The sequence below is a fragment of the Streptomyces sp. NPDC002825 genome (assembly GCF_040295385.1).
Classification (GTDB): Bacteria; Actinomycetota; Actinomycetes; order Streptomycetales; family Streptomycetaceae; genus Streptomyces.
In genome coordinates, this window is sequence record NZ_JBEOVH010000007.1 from 318,851 (window position 1) to 335,660 (window position 16,810).

Genomic DNA, 16,810 nt, shown 5'->3' on the forward strand with positions numbered 1-16,810 from the left:
TACGACTCGGTTTGCGGGCGCGGGCGTAGCCCTGGGCCAGACTTTACGAATTCGGGTGCGACCCTCAGGCGCCGAACGCCCCCGGGTGGATCTGGTCCCGCGTCGCCACGTACTGCTGCCGCACGGCCTGACCGACCGACAGCTCCTCGCCGGGCTCCAGGATCTGCGCGACCGCGCCCTGCCAGGCCGGGGGAGCGGACGGCGAGAGCGTGCCCCGGGCGACCCCGAGCGCCCAGGCGGCCTGCCGGGCCGCGCCGAGCGCCGCGTAGTCGGCCGGCTGGGGGACGACGACCTGGGCGCCGAAGACCGCCGGCGCGAGGGCCTGCACCGCCGGCAGGGCGGCGGCCGCGCCCAGCAGGAAGACCCGCCGTACCTCCACGCCCCGCCCGCGCAGCACGTCCATGGCGTCCGTGAGCCCGCACAGCATGCCCTCGAACGCCGCCCGCGCCAGGTGCTCGGGCTTCATCGATTCGCGCCGCAGCCCGCTGAGCGTGCCGGCGGTGTGCGGCAGGTTCGGGGTCCGCTCGCCCTCCAGATAGGGCAGCAGGACGAGCCCGGAGGCGCCGGGCGTCGACTTCAGCGCGAGGGCCGACAGCTCCTCGAGCGACTCCACGCCGAGCATCTCGGCGGTGCCGCGCAGCGCCCGTACGGCATTGGAGGTGGAGACGACCGGCAGGTACATCCCGGTGGCGTCGGCGAAGGAGGTGATCATGCCGCTCGGGTCGGCGAGGGCCTGGTGGTGGACGGCCATCACGGAGCCGGAGGCGCCGAGCGAGACCACCGCGTCGCCGGGGCCGAGCCCGAGGCCGAGCGCGGCGGCCATCGTCTCGCCGGTGCCGGCGGAGACGAGGAGGCCCTCGGGGGTGATGCCGGCGGCTTCGGAGGGCCCGAGGACCTCGGGCAGCACGGCCTGGTGGCCGAGGGCCAGCTCGACCAGATCGGGCCGGTACGTACCGGACGCGACGGACCAGTAGCCGGTGCCGGAGGCGGCGCCGCGGTCGGTGGTGCGACGGGCGGGCCGGCCGAGCAGCTGCCACACGAGCCAGTCGTGGGGCTGCAGAACCATGGCGACGCGCTGCGCGTTCTCGGGCTCCGTACGGGCCAGCCAGCGCAGCTTGGCGACGGCCTGTCCGGCGCCGGGCACGCTGCCGACGGCCTCGGCCCAGGCCTGCCGGCCGCCCAGGGACTCGACGAGGTCGGCGGCGGCGACCTGCGCCCGCTTGTCGTTGCGGACGAGCGCGGGCCGCACCAGGCCGCCCTGCGCGTCGAGCGGCACGAGTCCGTGCTGCTGTGCGGAGACGCCGATGGCCTCCACGCCTTCCAGGAGCCCGCCGGTGGCGGCCTCCCCGAGCGAGAGCAGCCAGGTCTGCGGATCGACGTCGACGGCCTTGGGTTCGCCGGGATGGGCGGCGTACCCCTGCCGCAGTACGGCACCCGTGTCCGTGTCACAGACGACGATGCGTGTGAACTCCGCAGAGCTGTCCAGTCCGGCGACTATCCCCATGGAACATGATTCTGCCGCACTCGACGGGTTCAGGTGTTGCTGGTGCCCCACTCCTCTTCCTCGACCTTGCCGTTGCCGCGGCTGCGCTCGCGCACGGCGTGGACCCGGTCGGTCACGGAGTGCGGCAGCCTGTCGCCGACGGCGTGCAGGGCCTTGCCCGCGGCCTGGCGCCCGGTCTGGGCGGCCGACTCGGTGGCGTTCCGCACGGCGGGGTTCTGGGCGAAGTCCTTCGCGGACTTCTTCATCTGTTCGTACCGCTCGCGACCGGCCCGCGTGCCGATCACGTAACCGAGGGCGAGTCCCACGACGAACGTCAGCTTGTACCGCACGGCTGCGATCCTTCCCTGGAGGCCCTGGGGATACCGATTGGCGGAGCACCCCCCTGCTTGCGCTAATGTATGTCTCGCAGCGAGCGGCCGCCGCCCGGGAAGGCCCGAGGTGGATCCGATCGGTGCAACGCAGCAATCCCCTGTAGCTCAATTGGCAGAGCAGCCGGCTGTTAACCGGCAGGTTACTGGTTCGAGTCCAGTCGGGGGAGCGCGATCCCCTGTAGCTCAATTGGCAGAGCATTCGGCTGTTAACCGGAGGGTTGCTGGTTCGAGTCCAGCCGGGGGAGCAAGACGGAAGAGGACCCTTCGGGGTCCTTTTTCGTGTCTACGGGAACCATGTGGGGCGCGGTGCGGTCTTCATGGTCGAGCAGAGCCGATCATCCGGAGCAGGAGATCGTATGAGCGGCTATGCTGCGGCAGACGGCGCGCACACATGTACGCGCCTCACCGTACGGGGCGGTAGCTCAGCCGGTTAGAGCAGCGGACTCATAATCCGTCGGCCGTGGGTTCGAGTCCCACCCGCCCCACCACCGCATCGTGGAGGCAGGAAGGTTTCGCCTTCCGCTGACCGCATCCACGGTGCACCCGGGATGACGTACGGCGTGGGAACGACACGCCGAGGTCACCCGGATGCTGCACAGCGTGCGTACGGCTGCGGCCCCTGGACCGGATGGATCGGATCCAGGGGCCGCAGCCGTTTTTCGTGTCCGCCGTCGGTCCTCGCGCTAGGACCAGGGCAGGACCAGGGCGCCCCAGGCGACGGCGGGGCCGAGGGCGACGATTCCGCCCGTGTAGCCGATCACCTGGCGGTAGAAGCGGCGGGAGTCCACCCCACGGGCGTTGCTGAGGACGAGCGCTCCGTTGGTCGAGAAGGGGGAGGTGTCGACGATCGTCGTGGAGACGGCGAGCGCGGCGATCAGCCCGGCGCCGCTGAGGTGGCTGGAGAGCAGCAGCGGTACGGCGATGGGGATGATCGCCGTGAGGATCGCGGTGGAGGAGGCGAAGGCGGAGGTGATGGCCACGGTGAAGCACAGCAGCAGGGCGACGACGAGCGGGGCGCCCAGCTTGGCGGCGTGCTCGGAGATCTTCTCGATGACACCGGCCTTCTCCAGCATCGTGATGTACGTCATCATGCCCGCGACCAGGAGCAGGGTGGACCAGCTGACGCCGTCGACGGCCTTCTCCTGGCGCTTCATGTCCACCAGGGCCAGCAGCGCGCCGGCGGCCAGCGCGAGGAAGCCGATCTCCAGGTGGAAGCCGAGCGCGCCGACGACGAGGGCCACCAGAGAGGCGAGGGTGAGCCACTGCCTCCAGTCGAGCCTGCCGGAGACGGCGAGGTCCTCGTCGGCCGCTGCCTCAGCGGCGCCCTCGACCAGCGGGGCGGGACGCTTGGCGAGCAGGACGTAGGTGAGGATCGAGAGCACCAGGTTGATCAGGAAGCTGGCGCTGAACAGCGCCACCGCGGAGACCTGCACGTCGGTCTTGTCGACGAGGCCGAGGACCAGCGCACCGGAGACGGCCAGCGGGGAGAACGCGCCCGCGTGCCCGCCGCTGATCACCATCATGCCGACGACCAGCGGGTTGAGCTTGTAGCGGTAGGCGAAGTTCATGCCGATCGGCGCGAGGATCGCGACCGCGGCCGGGGTGAACGTGCCGAACGCCGTCAGCAGGGCGGCCACCAGGAACAGCACCCAGGGGATGAGCTGGACCTTGCCGCGTACCAGCCTCACCCCGGCCGCGACGAGCCAGTCGATGGTGCCGTTTCGGCGGGCGACGGAGAACAGATAGGTGACTCCGACGATGGTGACGAAGACCTTGGCCGGGAACCCGTCGAAGATCTCGGCCTCGGTGAGCCCGAGCGAAGCGGTGCCGACGGCGAAGGTGGCGACGAAGGCGAGGATGCCCAGGTTGATCGGCAGCACGGTACCGAGCACGAACATCACCAGCAGGGCGCCTATGGAGATCACTTCAGCAGACATCTTTGTCCTTGGTGCGGTGGGGACGGGGTGGCGCGCCCCGGGGGCGCGAGGGTATCCCGGTGCGGACGGCGGGGAACCGGCGTGACCGAGGTGATGTTCGTCGCGGCTCAGGCGGCTTGCGGGCTGCCTGCTTCCGGTACGTAGATGCGGGCGTCGGCGAGCAGACGGGCCGCGCGCTGCACGGTGACCCGGTGCGGCAGGCCGTTCCTCACGTCGGTGCAGCGGACCGCGACGACGCCGGCGGGCGTGCCGAGGCGCAACCACTCGTCGGCCGGGCCGCCCGTGGCCCGGGAGACCACGGATCCCTCGACGAGTCCGGCCGCCGCGACGGCGACGGCAGAGGTCAGACCGATCGCGGGGTGCGGGGCGTTCATGCTGAGCATGCGCACCGACACGTCGTAGTCCTCGGCACCGATCGGTTCACCGAGGGTGGTGGTGTACGGCACCGGCGGGCCGACCAGGCCCACCTTGGGCACCGCGTCACCCGGTTCCTCGCCCGGCTTGAGCAGCCCCATCAGGGGTGCGGCGGCATGCCGGACCGTGCGCAGCCAGGGGACGTCCGCGCTCATCCGCTCCAGTGACTCGGCACCGGTACGCCCGGCGCCGGCGGCGTCGACGAGGACGACCGGAGCTCCTGCGGTCACCATGCTCACGCGTACCGGCTCGGCGGAGCCGACCCGCAGGTCCTGGACGGCCCGGCCGGTGGGGAGCAGCGAGCCGGCCGGGTCGCGGAACGTGAGGCCGACCGCGACCCCGCCGGCACGGGTGCCGGGCACCGTCTGGCTGCCGAAGTGGTGCACCACGCCGCCGGCGGTGTCGACGATCCCTTCGAGGACCGCGCCGGTGTTGGTGTTGCGCATCACCACGCGCGTCAGGTCGCCGGTGACCGGAACCATTCCTTTGGTCACCGCGTACAGGGCGACGCCGGTGGCGCAGTTGCCGCAGTTGCTCGTCCACTCCACCGAGCCCGTCCCGATGCCGACTTGAGCGAACAGGTAGTCGATGTCGACGCCGGGCTCGGGCGAGGCGCTGACCACGGCCGCTTTCGAGGTGGTGGGAGTCGCCCCGCCCACCCCGTCCAGCTCCACGGGGTCGGTGGCGCCGTATGCGGCGACCAGCAGCCGTTCGAGGTCGCCACGGTCGGCAGGGACTTCGACCTGGTTGAACAGCCAGCACTTGCTTGTGCCGCCACGCACCAGGGTCGCGGGAATGTGCACGTCTGAGGCTCTTCCTGGATCACGAAGGGGAGGGGAAAGGGCCGGGGCAGCGGTTACGGGCGTGTTGCGAGCCGGTGAACCGCTCGGCGATTGCGGAGACCTTCGCAGAGCCATGACTTCGGAACAATCGCGGTTTGCTTCACCTGGGTTTAGCTCAGCTAAAGTCGACGGCATGCTCAACGTGCGCCGTCTGCTGCTGCTCACCGAGGCCACCGAACGCGGTTCACTCACTGCCGCGGCGGAAGCCCTCGGCATGACCACCTCCGCCGCCTCCCAGCAGATGTCCCTGCTGGAGCAGGAGGCCGGGCAGCCCCTCATCGAGAGGCTGCCCCGCGGTATCCGGCCCACCCCGGCGGGTGCCGCGCTGGCCGAACGCGGTCAGGCCATCCGCCGGGAACTCCGTGCCGCCCAGGCCGACCTGGACTCCTTCACCGCCCTCGACCAGGGCACCCTGCGGCTCGGTTCCTTCCCCACGGCGAGCGCGTCCCTGCTTCCGCTGGCGCTCACGCGCTTCCGACGCCGCCACGCCGGCATCCGTATCGAGGTACGCGCCGGTGTCCTCGCGGAGCTCCGGGAGATGCTGCACACCGGCGAGGTGGAGCAGGGGCTGCTCTGGGACTACGAGTGGAACCGCCTCGACGATCCGGCGCTCGCCGTCACCCACCTCCTTGACGACCCCACGGTGCTGGTCGTCCCCGCCGACTCGGCCCTGCGCGCACGTCCCGCCGTGCGCCTCGGCGATCTCGCCGACCAGGAGTGGATCATCCGCGCCGACAACCATCCCGTCGCCGACGTCCTGCGCCGCAGCTGCCGCCAGGCGGGATTCGAGCCGCGCATCGCCTACTCGTCGCACGACTACCAGGAGGCGCAGGCCATGGTCGCCGCCGGTCTCGGCATCGCGCTCGCACCCCGGCTGGCCCTGACCAGCCGACGCAGCGACGTGCGGCTCCTGCCGTTCGCCTCCGACGTCCCGGCTCCCACCCGCCGCATCCTCCTCGCACGCGCAGCGGCACGCCCCGCCACCCCGCCGGCCCAGGCGATGGCCCGCGTCCTGCGCACGGTGGCGCAGCGATTCACCGCCCCGGACCTGCACCGGGCCCAGCTCGGGGCGGTCCGGCGGGGCTGACGGTGCGGTGTCCGAGGTGTTTCACGAGGCCTGCGCGAGGTGTTGACACCCCCGAGGTCGGCGGCGGCGCGGTGACGGTCTTCGACCGGACCCTGACCGTCAGCGGCAACTCGGCCTCGGTGAGCGTGCCGTGGACGGGCCCGGCGCCGGTGGCCGGTGACGAGCCGACGGGGCAGCTTCGGTGGCCGGCACCAGTCGCTGCCGAGCTTCGTGCGCGCCGGCGTTCAGCCCGGGGACCGTGTGTACCCCGTACGGGTCTTCCGCAGGCGGATGTGGGTGCTCGGGTCCATGGAGGTCGCCCGCCTGCTGGAGTACGAGACCGTCGGCGAGCACCTGGAGACGGAGGACCACCTCCGTCTGGTCCACTGGAAGCCGCTCAAGGCGGGCTGCGTCAGCGAGGTCCTGGTCGGGCCGCCCGGGACGCCCCTGGACTTCGGCACGGCCGTCCCCGGCGACGTCCTCTCCACGCTCACGTACCGGTCACGGCGGAGCGAACGCCGGATCAAGCACGTCGTCGACGGTGAGCCGAGGTACGCCGCGAGCGTGCACGGGATCTACCGTCTCGCCCCGGCGAGCGCCGACGCCCTGGAAGCACTCGTCGTGGGCCGGCCCCGGCGGTAGGCGTCAGCCCGAGGCCATGGCCAGGCCCATCAGCACCGCGAGCATCAGCGGCAGCACGGCCACCGCGAGGGCCGTGCCGGCCGCCAGGAGGCGCGGGATCCGCAGGGACATGCGGTGCGGCAGGACCCATGAGAGCGCCAGCAGGACCGCGGCCATGACGAGCATGGTCTCGAAGCCGCTGGTATAGCCCTCGGTCCAGAAGAGGGCGAACTCCCCGACCAGAAGGGGGAGTCCCGGCAGGGTGGCGACGAGGGGCGCCTTCCACCACGTCGGGTGGAAGGCCGGGCGCGGGCTGCTGTCGTCCGTACTCATGCCCCCACCCCATCACCGCCGTCGACCGCGGACATCCGAGGACGTACTCAACCCACATTGATGCCCCTACTCACGTACTCGGCGCGGGCGGGCCGAGTACGTGCAAGAAAGCCAGGAAACGAATTCCGGGGGACGCAAGCCGAAGGGGCCCATCCTCGGGTCGATCGACGCCGGAAATCGGGCTGTGCGCCGAGAATCAGCCCTGCTGTGCCTGGGCCTCTCCCGTGCACGTGGCGCGTCCGAATGCGCCCGTCGCCGTGGCGCGCTGGATGTGCTTCTTGCGGATCGTGAGCGCGCACGACGCCTGCCCGCCCTTGGCGTCCAGGACGATGGCGACGGCCGGCGCCTTGCCGACGGGTGCCTCGACCGACTTGGTCCAGGGAAGCCTGACGTCCTTCTCGACCACCGTCGCACCGCCCTCGCCGCCGGCCAGGTACGAGATCTCGGCCGTCCCCGTGCCCGTGACCTCGTATGTCACCTCGCCCGTCGGCACCGCGCCCGACTTCGACTGCTCCTCGGTGTCGAGGACGCCGTAGCCGACGAGCCCGAGGCAGGCGAGCAGGGCGACGCCCGCGATCAGCAGCCCCCGCCGGCGCGCCGGGCCGCCCGTGCTCTCGGGCTCGTGCTCCTCCCGCACTGCGCTTTCCGCAAGTTCATTGGACGACATGAGAGAGCCGGCTTTCGATCGGTTGGCAGATGAACCGGGTGGTTATACACCACGCCCTGTGTCACGTGCGAGCGAGCGGAAGAATCGGGCGAACCACTCCCCGTTCGGCAGCTTAATGTCCCTTTATGTCGCGGGGGTTGACCGGGCCTCGCAGCAGTGGTTAGAAAGCCCGCTGCAATGCCCGTGACCTCGTGGTTCTCAACTTCCGTGCGTTCACTCCACATTGCGCCAAGCCGGGCGGAAACCTCCGCACCGGCTCGTTCGGCGTACCCATTTCGCGTGGAGTGATGCGGGTGCGCCGATGCCGAAAGGTATTGAGGTGAAAGTTCCCTACAGGAGATACCTCTCCTGTCTTGTCGTGTCGGCGATAGCAGGAACGCTATTGCCGCAGGTCGCCTACGGAGCCCCGCAGTCTCCGGCGGCGAGCGACGACAAGGGCGCCTTCGACACGATCGCCGGCTGGTTCTCGGACGACGAGAACGAGGACGCGGCGCGCGCGTCCGAGGCGTCGGCGACCGCCGGGTCTCCGGTGCGGCGGGAGAAGCTGCCGAAGGGCAAGGCGGCTCCGAAGCCGAAGCGTGTCGCGGAGCTGACCGGGAAGCGGACGGCGAACGCCCGTTACTGGCAGCTGTCCGACGGCCGCGTGCAGGCCGAGGTCTCGGCGGTGCCGACCGGCTACCGGGCGGGGAAGTCCTGGAAGGACATCGACCCGACGGTCGTCCCGTCCGCGGCCAACGGCTTCGCGTTCGCCAACACGACGAACGCGGCGAGCAGTTGGTTCGGTTCGGACGCGGAGCGCCTGCTGCGTTTCCAGGCCGAGGGGCACACGGTGACCCTCGGCCTCAAGGGTGCGGGGAAGCTCGTGCCGGTGGCCAAGGGCGACACGGTCTCGTACAAGGACGCGGTGTCCGGTGCGGATCTGTCGTACGTGGTGGGTCCGGGGCGGGTGAAGGAGAACATCGTTCTGGGCGCGAAGCCGTCCGGTCCGGTGTCCTTCACGTTCACCCTGGACGCGGGTGGTCTGACGCCGAAGGCGAACAAGGACGGCTCGATCTCCTTCTTCGGTGAGGGCGCGGACCCGGTCCTGGTCATCCCGGCGGCGTTCATGACGGATGCGAAGAAGGACGCGAAGGCTGCGTACGGTTCGGCCTACAGCCCGGCCGTGCAGCAGACGCTGAAGAAGGCCGGCAAGGGCTGGGAGCTGTCGGTCACGCCGGACGCGAAGTGGCTGTCCGCGCCCGAGCGGCAGTACCCGGTCACGATCGACCCGACGATCTCGATCGCTCCGACGCCGACGACGGCGCAGGACGTGATGATCTCGTCGGACGGTGCGGCGACGAACTACGACGACAACTGGCGTCTGTCGGTCGGCAACACCTCCACGGGTATCTCGCGTGCGCTGATCCGGTTCCCGGTCTCCAGCATCCCGGCCGGCACCAAGCTGGATTCGGCCGATCTGCGGCTGTACTTCGACCAGACGCACACCACGGGTGACACCGAGGTGCAGCTGGAGGCGCACCGGGCGACGCAGGCGTGGACGGAGTCCGGGGCGACCTGGAACAACGCCAACGCGATCACCGGTGAGCTGTCCGGCACCGCCGTCGTCGTGGACAACGGGGAGGCGGGTCGTACGGCTGCGGTGGGTCCGTGGCCGGCGTCGGGGAACACGGCGTACACGCAGTACGCGGTGAACCAGACGTACATGTACAACAAGGATTCGGTCGCGGGTGACACGTACACCTGGCAGCCGAGTCTTCCCGAGGACGGTACGTACCAGGTCGAGACGCACTACGTCCCGGCGTCCGACCGTGCCACCAACGCTCCGTTCACCGTCACCTACGACGGCGGCACCAAGGCCTACACGGTCAACCAGCAGGCCGGTACCGCCGGCGTGTGGAAGACCCTGGGCAGCCACCCGTTCAAGGCCGGCACCCTCGGCAAGATCGTCCTCGGTGACGGTCCGGCGTCGACGGCCACGTCCGTCATCGCCGACGCCGTACGGTTCACCAAGGGCGGTGTGGTCACCAAGCAGGCCGGTGAGCTGAACACCTGGCACTCCTTCCCCGTCACCAAGACCGTGCAGTCCTGGATCGACGGCACGAACGTCAACAACGGTTTCGTGATCAAGGCCGGTGACGAGACCGCGAACGGCCCCAAGGGCGGTCCGCGGTACGAGGGTTCGGAGTTCGGGTACGGCGGCGAGACCGCCAACTACCCGCGCCTGGTCCTCACGTTCGGCCGTCAGGGCGTCGACCTTTCCGCCCCGACCACGATCCACGACACCGGCGCCGAGCTGAACTGGTCCGCGTACCAGGACAAGGACCCGGTCGCCACCGGCGACGACATCGTCGAGTACCAGGTCCACCGCTCGGTCAACCAGACCTTCACCCCCTCGGCCGCCACCCTCGTGGCCCCCGTTGCGCCGGGCACGACGTCGTTCACGGACACCTCCGCGACGCCGACGAAGGCCGACGACCCCGACCCCTACGGCCGCGCGTACTACTACATGGTCGCGGTCAAGACGAAGGACGGGCAGGTCGTCGCCGCCCCCACCCAGCTCGTCCGCCTGCCCAAGGCCGGCCGCACGACCAAGGTGCTCAACGCGACGCAGGACACCACCCTGTCCTCGACGCAGACCACCACGCCGCACGACACCATCGACGACTCCGGCCCGAAGAACTGGCTGTCGGTCGGAAACAACTCCGCCACCTACGGCGACACCCGCGCCCTGCTGAAGTTCCCGGCCCTCGGCATCCCCACCACCGCCCGGGTCCTGGACGCCAACGTGCGCCTGTGGTCCACGCAGACCGCCCAGGACACCACCGGCGCGCTCTATGAGCTGCGGCCGCTGACGCGTGACTTCGACGAAGCCACCGCCACCTGGGTCAAGGCCGACAGCGCCACCAACTGGACCACCCAGGGCGGCGACTTCGGCGCGGTGACGGCCGACACCGGCGCGATGACCAACGACCCGTCCCGCCACGACTGGAACGTCACCTCGCTGGCGCAGTCCTGGGTGACCACCCCGGCCTCCCAGAAGGGCGTCGTCCTGAAGATGGCCGACGAGGCCGCCTCCCAGGAGCGCACCCTGTTCCTGTCGTCCGAGGGCACCGAGCCGCGGCTCGCGCCCAGGATCGTGGTCACGTACATCGACTCGACCACGGACTCGACGTACTACGCGCCGCAGACCCCGGCCCGTATGACGCCGAACAGCGACTACACGGTCGACTTCACCCTGACCAACACCACCGCCTCGACGTGGACGTCGGCCGACAACGTGCTGACGTACAAGTGGGCCCTGCCCGACGGCACGGACGTCACCACCGGCGGCAACCAGGTCCAGACGGCGCTGCCGTCCAACGTCGCCCCGGGCGGCTCGGTCGGTCTGCAGGCGCAGATCAAGACGCCGATCAACTCGGACAACGGCAACAAGCGCACCGACTACGTCCTGACCTGGGACGTCTACAACAAGACCACCGGCACCTGGACCTCCGGCACCTCCGGCATCCCGGGCCTGACCCAGAACGTCGCCGTGGAGGACCCCACCTCCAACAGCCTCGGCCTGGAGAAGTTCTACGGCTACACCGGCAAGAACACCGGCGCCGGCGCCAGCATGATGAACAACATGGCCTCCGGCAACGTGGTCTGGTCGTACAACGCGATCAACAACCCCGGCCGTGGTCTGAACACGTTCTTCCGGATGGCCTACAACAGCCTGGACACCTCCGACACCGTCTCCGGTTACGGCTGGTCCTTCCAGGCCTCGGGCCCGGTCCGCCTGGGCTCGCCGCTGGACTTCCACCCGAACCCGAACCCGACGGAGATCCGTCTCCCGGACGGTGACGGCACCACCCACGTCTTCCGCTGGGACTCGGCCACGAGCTCCTGGAAGGCGCCGGCCGGTGTGCACTACAGGCTGGCCGCCAAGCCCGGCCTGGACTGCACCCCGCTGAAGGACCCGGTACCGGACGCCTGGACGGCGACCCGTCCGGACGGTTCCCGCTTCCTGTTCGGCTGCGACGGCTACCTGACCTCCACGGTGGACAAGAACGGCAACACCATGCTGTTCACCTACGAGGAGCGGAAGTCCAACAACAAGCCCACCAAGTTCCTGAAGTACATCACCGACCCCGCGTCGCGGCAGACGCTGACGGTGGACTACTTCAAGAAGGGCGACAACTCCTACGAGTACGTCTCGGACACGGGCGCCATCGTCACGGGCTCGAACCTGACCAACTCCAAGATCTACGACCACGTCAAGTCGGTCACCGACGTCTCCGGCCGCAAGATCAACTTCTGGTACACCGACAAGGGCCTGCTCGGCCAGTTCACCGACGGCGCGGGCTCCTCGCAGCCCAAGGTGTTCAAGTTCACCTACGACGCCACGCAGGGCAACAAGAACGTCAAGATGGTGGCGGCCACCGACCCCCGGGGCAACGCCACCAAGCTGGCCTACTACGCCCCGCAGACCGGTGACGACCCGAAGTACCACTGGTGGACCAAGACCATCACGGACCGCCTGAACAACAACACGACGTTCGCCTACAAGGCGGACACGGTGAACCCGAGCTTCACCGACACCAAGGTCACGGACTCCGAGTCGCACTCCACGGACTACGTCCTGGACGACTTCGGCCGCCAGGTGAAGGCCACCAACGCCAAGTCCCTGTCCATGGACATGTCCTGGGACGCGGACAACAACGTCATCCTCCAGAAGGAGGCGAACGGCGCCCAGACCACCTGGACGTACGACCCGAAGACCGGCAACCCGCTGACGAAGAAGGACGCGGAGGCCAACAAGAACGGCACCGCGGGGACGGTCTACACGTACCTGACCCGTGCGGACGGCTTCTCGGCCGATCTCGCCACCAAGACGTCCCCCGAGGGCCGCAAGTGGCAGTTCGGCTATGACGCCTTCGGCAACCTCAAGACGGTCACCGACCCCATGGGCGCCGCCACCACCTCGGTGCCGGACGACTACACCACCAAGTACGAGTACGACGCCTACGGTCAGCTGACCAAGGCGACCGACGCCAACGGCAACTCGACGGTCAACTCCGACTTCGACGTCATGGGCTACCCCAAGACGATCACCGACGCGGAGAACCACGCCACCTCGTTCGTCTACGACGGGCGCGGCCAGGTCACCTCGGTCACCGACACGCTGGGCACCACCACCACCCAGACCTACGACGTCTACAAGCGTCCGCTGGTCAACAAGGTGCCCAAGGACACGGCGCAGGGGGTGTTCATCACCACCCCGGCCCCGGTGTACGACGCCAACGACAACATCACCACCAGCACCGCCCCGGACGGCGTGGTGACCACCGCGGTCTACGACGCCGCGGACCAGGTGACCGAGTCGACCGGCCCGGACAACAACCTGAGCGGTCGCACGACGCGCTACACCTACGACAAGGTCGGCAACCTCAAGACCACGACCGAGCCCAAGGGCGTGGCGACGACCTCCGTCCCGGACGACTACGTCACCACCAACACCTACGACGAGAGCTACCAGCTCATATCGGTGGTGAACGCCCAGGGTGACAAGGTCTCCTACGAGTACGACAACGTCGGCAACCCGGTCACGGTCATCGACCCGAAGAAGAACGCGACCGCCGACACCACCGACTACACCAGCAAGAGCTCCTTCGACCTCAACCACCGCGTCACCAAGGTCACCGACGCGCTGGGCAAGTTCACCACGAGCGAGTACGACAAGGACTCGCTCCTTGTCAGGAGCACCGACAAGGAGGGCAACACCAGCGAGGTCGTCTATGACCAGCGCGGCAAGACGATCGAGCAGCGGGTCCCGTACTCGAGTGGCGTCGTGCGCACCACGAAGTACGAGTACGACCAGATGGGCAACCCCACCAAGGTGATCAGCCCGCGCGGCACCGCCACCGGCGCCGTGGACGACTTCACCAGCCGCACCGAGTACGACAAGCTCAACCGTCCGGTCAAGCAGTACCAGCCGTACGACCCGGCGGACGCGCGCTACAACGACCCCAACGTCTACACCCAGACGACCTACGACGTGGTCGGCCGCGTCTCGCGGGTCTCCGCGCCGCCGTCGGCGGGCCAGACGGTCCGCAACGACACCGACTACACCTACTTCGACAACGGCTGGGCCAAGACGTCCACCGACCCGTGGGACATCGTCACCTCCTACGGCTACAACACGACGGGCCAGCAGGTCTCGCGCACCCTCACCTCCGCCGGCGGTTCCAGCTCGCGGACGCAGGGCTGGGCGTACTACCCCGACGGCAGCATCCAGTCCCGTTCCGACGACGGCATCCCGGTCGGCGCCCACGTGGTGGTGGCGGACAACTCCGACACCCAGACCACGTCGGCGACCGGTACCTGGGCCACGGCCTCGGCCACCGGCCAGCAGGGCTACGACCACCGCACCCACGCGGCGGGCACGTCGACGGACACGTTCACCTGGACGCTGAACGTCCCGCAGGACGGCAGCTACACCGCCTACGCGAAGTACCCGACGACCTCGGGCGCCTCCACGGCGGCGAAGTACACCGTCACCCACGACGCCGGCACCACCGACAAGACGGTCAACCAGACCACCGGTGGCGGCACCTGGGTCTCGCTGGGCTCGTACACGTTCAAGCAGGGGATCGCGTCCAAGATCACCCTTGCGACCGACGCCTCCGGCAAGGTCGTCGCCGACGCGGTGAAGATCGTCCGTACGGTCACCGAGACGGACAACGAGAAGAAGAACTTCACCTACTCGTACGACCTCAACGGCAACCTCACGTCGATCACCGACACCTCCTCGGGTGCCAAGATCGACACGTACTCGATGACCTACACCGCTCTCAACCAGGTCCAGAAGGTCAGCGAGTCGCTGGCCGGCGTCGAGAAGAAGGCCACGTCGTTCACCTACGACGCCAACGGCCAGAAGTCGACGACGAGCCACCCGGACCAGTACGCGCAGTACTTCTACGACGCGCGTGAGCAGGTCAAGACGGTGAAGGTCGGCAAGTCCGTCTCGGACGCCTCGCCGAAGGTCACCGACTACACCTACACCGACCGCGGCCTCCGGCTGAAGGAGACCAAGGCCAACGGCAACACGGTCGACTACACCTACTACCTGAACGCGGCGCTGAAGACCCAGACCGAGAAGAAGCCCAACGCCACCCTGGTCTCCTCGCACACCTACGCCTACGACGCCAACGGCAACCAGGCGCAGGACGTCGCGTCCAAGATGAACGCCGACGACCACGGCGCGTACCTGAACTCCACCACGGACTACACGTACGACCCGGTCAACCGGCTCGCCCAGTCCGTGAAGACGGGTAACGGCGCGGGCACCGAGACCTACGTCCACGACAACAACGCCAACGTCGTCACCCAGACGATCAAGAACGTCACGACCAACTACACCTACGACCGCAACCGGCTCCTGAGCTCCAGCATCGGTGCGGCCACCAACAACTACAACTACGACCCGTACGGCCGACTGGACACGGTCGTCGCCGGCGGCAAGGTGGCCGAGGACCGCGACTACGACGGCTTCGACCACGTGGTCAAGAACGCCAAGCTGCAGACCGACGGGGTCACGACGAAGACGACCACCTACGTCTTCGACCCGCTGGACCGCACGGCGTCCAAGACGGAGGGCGGCAAGACCACCGACTTCAACTACCTCGGCACCTCCAGCGAGGTCCTGAACGAGGCGGTCGCCGGCGAGGTCACCAAGTCCTACCAGTACAGCCCGTGGGGCGAGCGCCTCACGCAGCTGAAGAAGAACACCGACGGCTCCGAGGAGCTCGGCGTCTACGGCTACAACGGCCACACCGACGTCGAGACCCTCACCGACACCACCGGTGACACCAAGTCCACCTACGGCTACACCGCCTACGGCACCAACAACGACGCCGAGTTCACCGGCATCGACAAGCCCGACACGGCGCAGCCCGACAAGGAGGCGTACAACCCCTACCGCTTCAACGGCAAGCGCTGGGACGCCGCCAGCGGCACGTACGACATGGGCTTCCGTGACTACAGCCCCGGCCTGAACCGCTTCACCAGCCGGGACATGTACAACGGCGCCCTCGCCGACATGCAGCTGGGATCGGATCCCTTCACCGGGAACCGCTACGCCTTCACCGGCGGCAACCCGATCAGCGGCGTCGAGATCGACGGTCACTGGGCCGACTGGTGCGAGGGGAACAACTTCTGCCCCTGGGACGACAACTTCGCCTCTGCCTGGGTCAACACCGTCGAGACCGTCGCCGATACGATGGCCAGCCCCGTGCTCGCCGCGGAGCCGCTCATCCGGGACGCGTGCCCGTCCTGCTTCGGAACTCCCGGTAATCCCAACGGAATGGATATGGGATTCGAATGGGTCGCGGGCAACGGTCCCAAGAAGCGGGAATTCGGCGGTAACGACGCCTTCACGCAGTCGCTCATGGACCACTACCACGTCCAGCGCGTGCGGGAGATCGCGGCCGACAACATCAACGGTGGGAACTACAACCTGGGTGCGCCCGTCAAGCAGTACTACGACGAGGACAAGAAGATGATGGTGAACAACGGTCTGAATCACTCGTTGAACACCAAGACCGTCTTCATGGACTTCACGTCGAACATGTCCGCGGCGTTCCTCGGTTCCTACAACATGGACTACACGGTCAAGTCCGTCGACAAGGAGGCGGGAACGGCGACCATCCAGTTCCATGTGCAGAACGACAGCACCATGAACTCCGGAACGCACATCGCCCCGGAGCTCGGCGGGTACAGCGACTGGTGGAGCGAGCACATCGGCCAGCCCCTCAATGATCACTACAAGTCGGGGGTGCGTTTCGGCGTGATCTCGCAGGACATCACGTGGGAGGAGACGGTCGACCTCAACGACCCGAAGTCTCCGTCGGGGTCGTCGGGCTCGTCGGGGTCGTCGGACTCGGGCGGCCTGCTGGACACCCTCACGGATTTCGTGAGCGGCCTCTTCTCGTAGCAGGCTGACACGCTCCCGCCGGTCGACCGGTCGGGACGTGCCTCGAAAAACGGCGGGGCCGACCCCCAGGGATCCCTGGGG

General features: G+C 68.6%; 9 protein-coding genes and 3 tRNA genes. 6 read left to right on the forward strand and 6 right to left on the reverse strand.

Features of this window, described 5'->3' with window-relative positions:
- Window positions 1-64 precede the first annotated feature (64 nt).
- Window positions 65-1,504, reverse strand: a complete 1,440-nt coding sequence (locus ABT041_RS12995; RefSeq protein WP_351183237.1) for an FGGY family carbohydrate kinase — start codon at window positions 1,502-1,504, stop codon at window positions 65-67.
- Window positions 1,505-1,533: 29 nt separating this feature from the next.
- Window positions 1,534-1,833, reverse strand: a complete 300-nt coding sequence (locus ABT041_RS13000; protein ID WP_351183239.1) for a YtxH domain-containing protein — start codon at window positions 1,831-1,833, stop codon at window positions 1,534-1,536.
- A 136-nt stretch (window positions 1,834-1,969) separates the two neighbouring features.
- Here ABT041_RS13000 and ABT041_RS13005 point away from each other — a divergent pair.
- The 3 genes from ABT041_RS13005 to ABT041_RS13015 all read left to right on the forward strand — a co-directional run bounded on the left by ABT041_RS13005 (window position 1,970) and on the right by ABT041_RS13015 (window position 2,363).
- Window positions 1,970-2,042 (forward strand) — tRNA-Asn (locus ABT041_RS13005).
- A 5-nt stretch (window positions 2,043-2,047) separates the two neighbouring features.
- Window positions 2,048-2,120 (forward strand) — tRNA-Asn (locus ABT041_RS13010).
- Window positions 2,121-2,286: 166 nt separating this feature from the next.
- Window positions 2,287-2,363: transfer RNA gene (locus tag ABT041_RS13015), tRNA-Ile, on the forward strand.
- A gap of 195 nt (window positions 2,364-2,558) precedes the next feature.
- Here ABT041_RS13015 and ABT041_RS13020 read toward each other — a convergent pair.
- Complete coding sequence (locus ABT041_RS13020) at window positions 2,559-3,812, reverse strand: SLC13 family permease (RefSeq protein WP_351183241.1); 1,254 nt, start codon at window positions 3,810-3,812, stop codon at window positions 2,559-2,561.
- 107 nt (window positions 3,813-3,919) lie between these two features.
- A complete protein-coding gene (locus ABT041_RS13025; RefSeq protein ID WP_351183243.1) occupies window positions 3,920-5,029 on the reverse strand; it encodes a PrpF domain-containing protein in 1,110 nt (369 codons plus the stop codon).
- A 172-nt stretch (window positions 5,030-5,201) separates the two neighbouring features.
- On the opposite strand from ABT041_RS13025, the gene ABT041_RS13030 reads away from it, so the two are divergent.
- Window positions 5,202-6,155, forward strand: a complete 954-nt coding sequence (locus tag ABT041_RS13030) for a LysR family transcriptional regulator (protein ID WP_351183245.1) — start codon at window positions 5,202-5,204, stop codon at window positions 6,153-6,155.
- 156 nt (window positions 6,156-6,311) lie between these two features.
- Complete coding sequence (locus ABT041_RS13035; RefSeq protein ID WP_351183247.1) at window positions 6,312-6,776, forward strand: hypothetical protein; 465 nt, start codon at window positions 6,312-6,314, stop codon at window positions 6,774-6,776.
- A gap of 3 nt (window positions 6,777-6,779) precedes the next feature.
- Here ABT041_RS13035 and ABT041_RS13040 read toward each other — a convergent pair whose 3' ends face one another.
- Both ABT041_RS13040 and ABT041_RS13045 read right to left on the reverse strand, forming a co-directional pair.
- Complete coding sequence (locus tag ABT041_RS13040; RefSeq protein WP_351183249.1) at window positions 6,780-7,088, reverse strand: hypothetical protein; 309 nt, start codon at window positions 7,086-7,088, stop codon at window positions 6,780-6,782.
- A gap of 196 nt (window positions 7,089-7,284) precedes the next feature.
- Window positions 7,285-7,725 (reverse strand): hypothetical protein, encoded by a 441-nt coding sequence (locus ABT041_RS13045; protein WP_351183250.1) that lies wholly within the window; start codon window positions 7,723-7,725, stop codon window positions 7,285-7,287.
- A gap of 331 nt (window positions 7,726-8,056) precedes the next feature.
- Between ABT041_RS13045 and ABT041_RS13050 the strand changes: the two genes are divergently transcribed.
- Window positions 8,057-16,729, forward strand: a complete 8,673-nt coding sequence (locus ABT041_RS13050; RefSeq protein ID WP_351183252.1) for a golvesin C-terminal-like domain-containing protein — start codon at window positions 8,057-8,059, stop codon at window positions 16,727-16,729.
- Window positions 16,730-16,810 lie beyond the last annotated feature (81 nt).

Coding starts and splice junctions, on each gene's coding strand:
- ABT041_RS12995 (WP_351183237.1), bottom strand. CDS start 1,504: ATGGGGATAGTCGCCGGACTGGACAGCTCTGCGGAGTTCACACGCATC.
- ABT041_RS13020 (WP_351183241.1), bottom strand. CDS start 3,812: ATGTCTGCTGAAGTGATCTCCATAGGCGCCCTGCTGGTGATGTTCGTG.
- ABT041_RS13050 (WP_351183252.1), top strand. CDS start 8,057: ATGCCGAAAGGTATTGAGGTGAAAGTTCCCTACAGGAGATACCTCTCC.
- ABT041_RS13040 (WP_351183249.1), bottom strand. CDS start 7,088: ATGAGTACGGACGACAGCAGCCCGCGCCCGGCCTTCCACCCGACGTGG.
- ABT041_RS13030 (WP_351183245.1), top strand. CDS start 5,202: ATGCTCAACGTGCGCCGTCTGCTGCTGCTCACCGAGGCCACCGAACGC.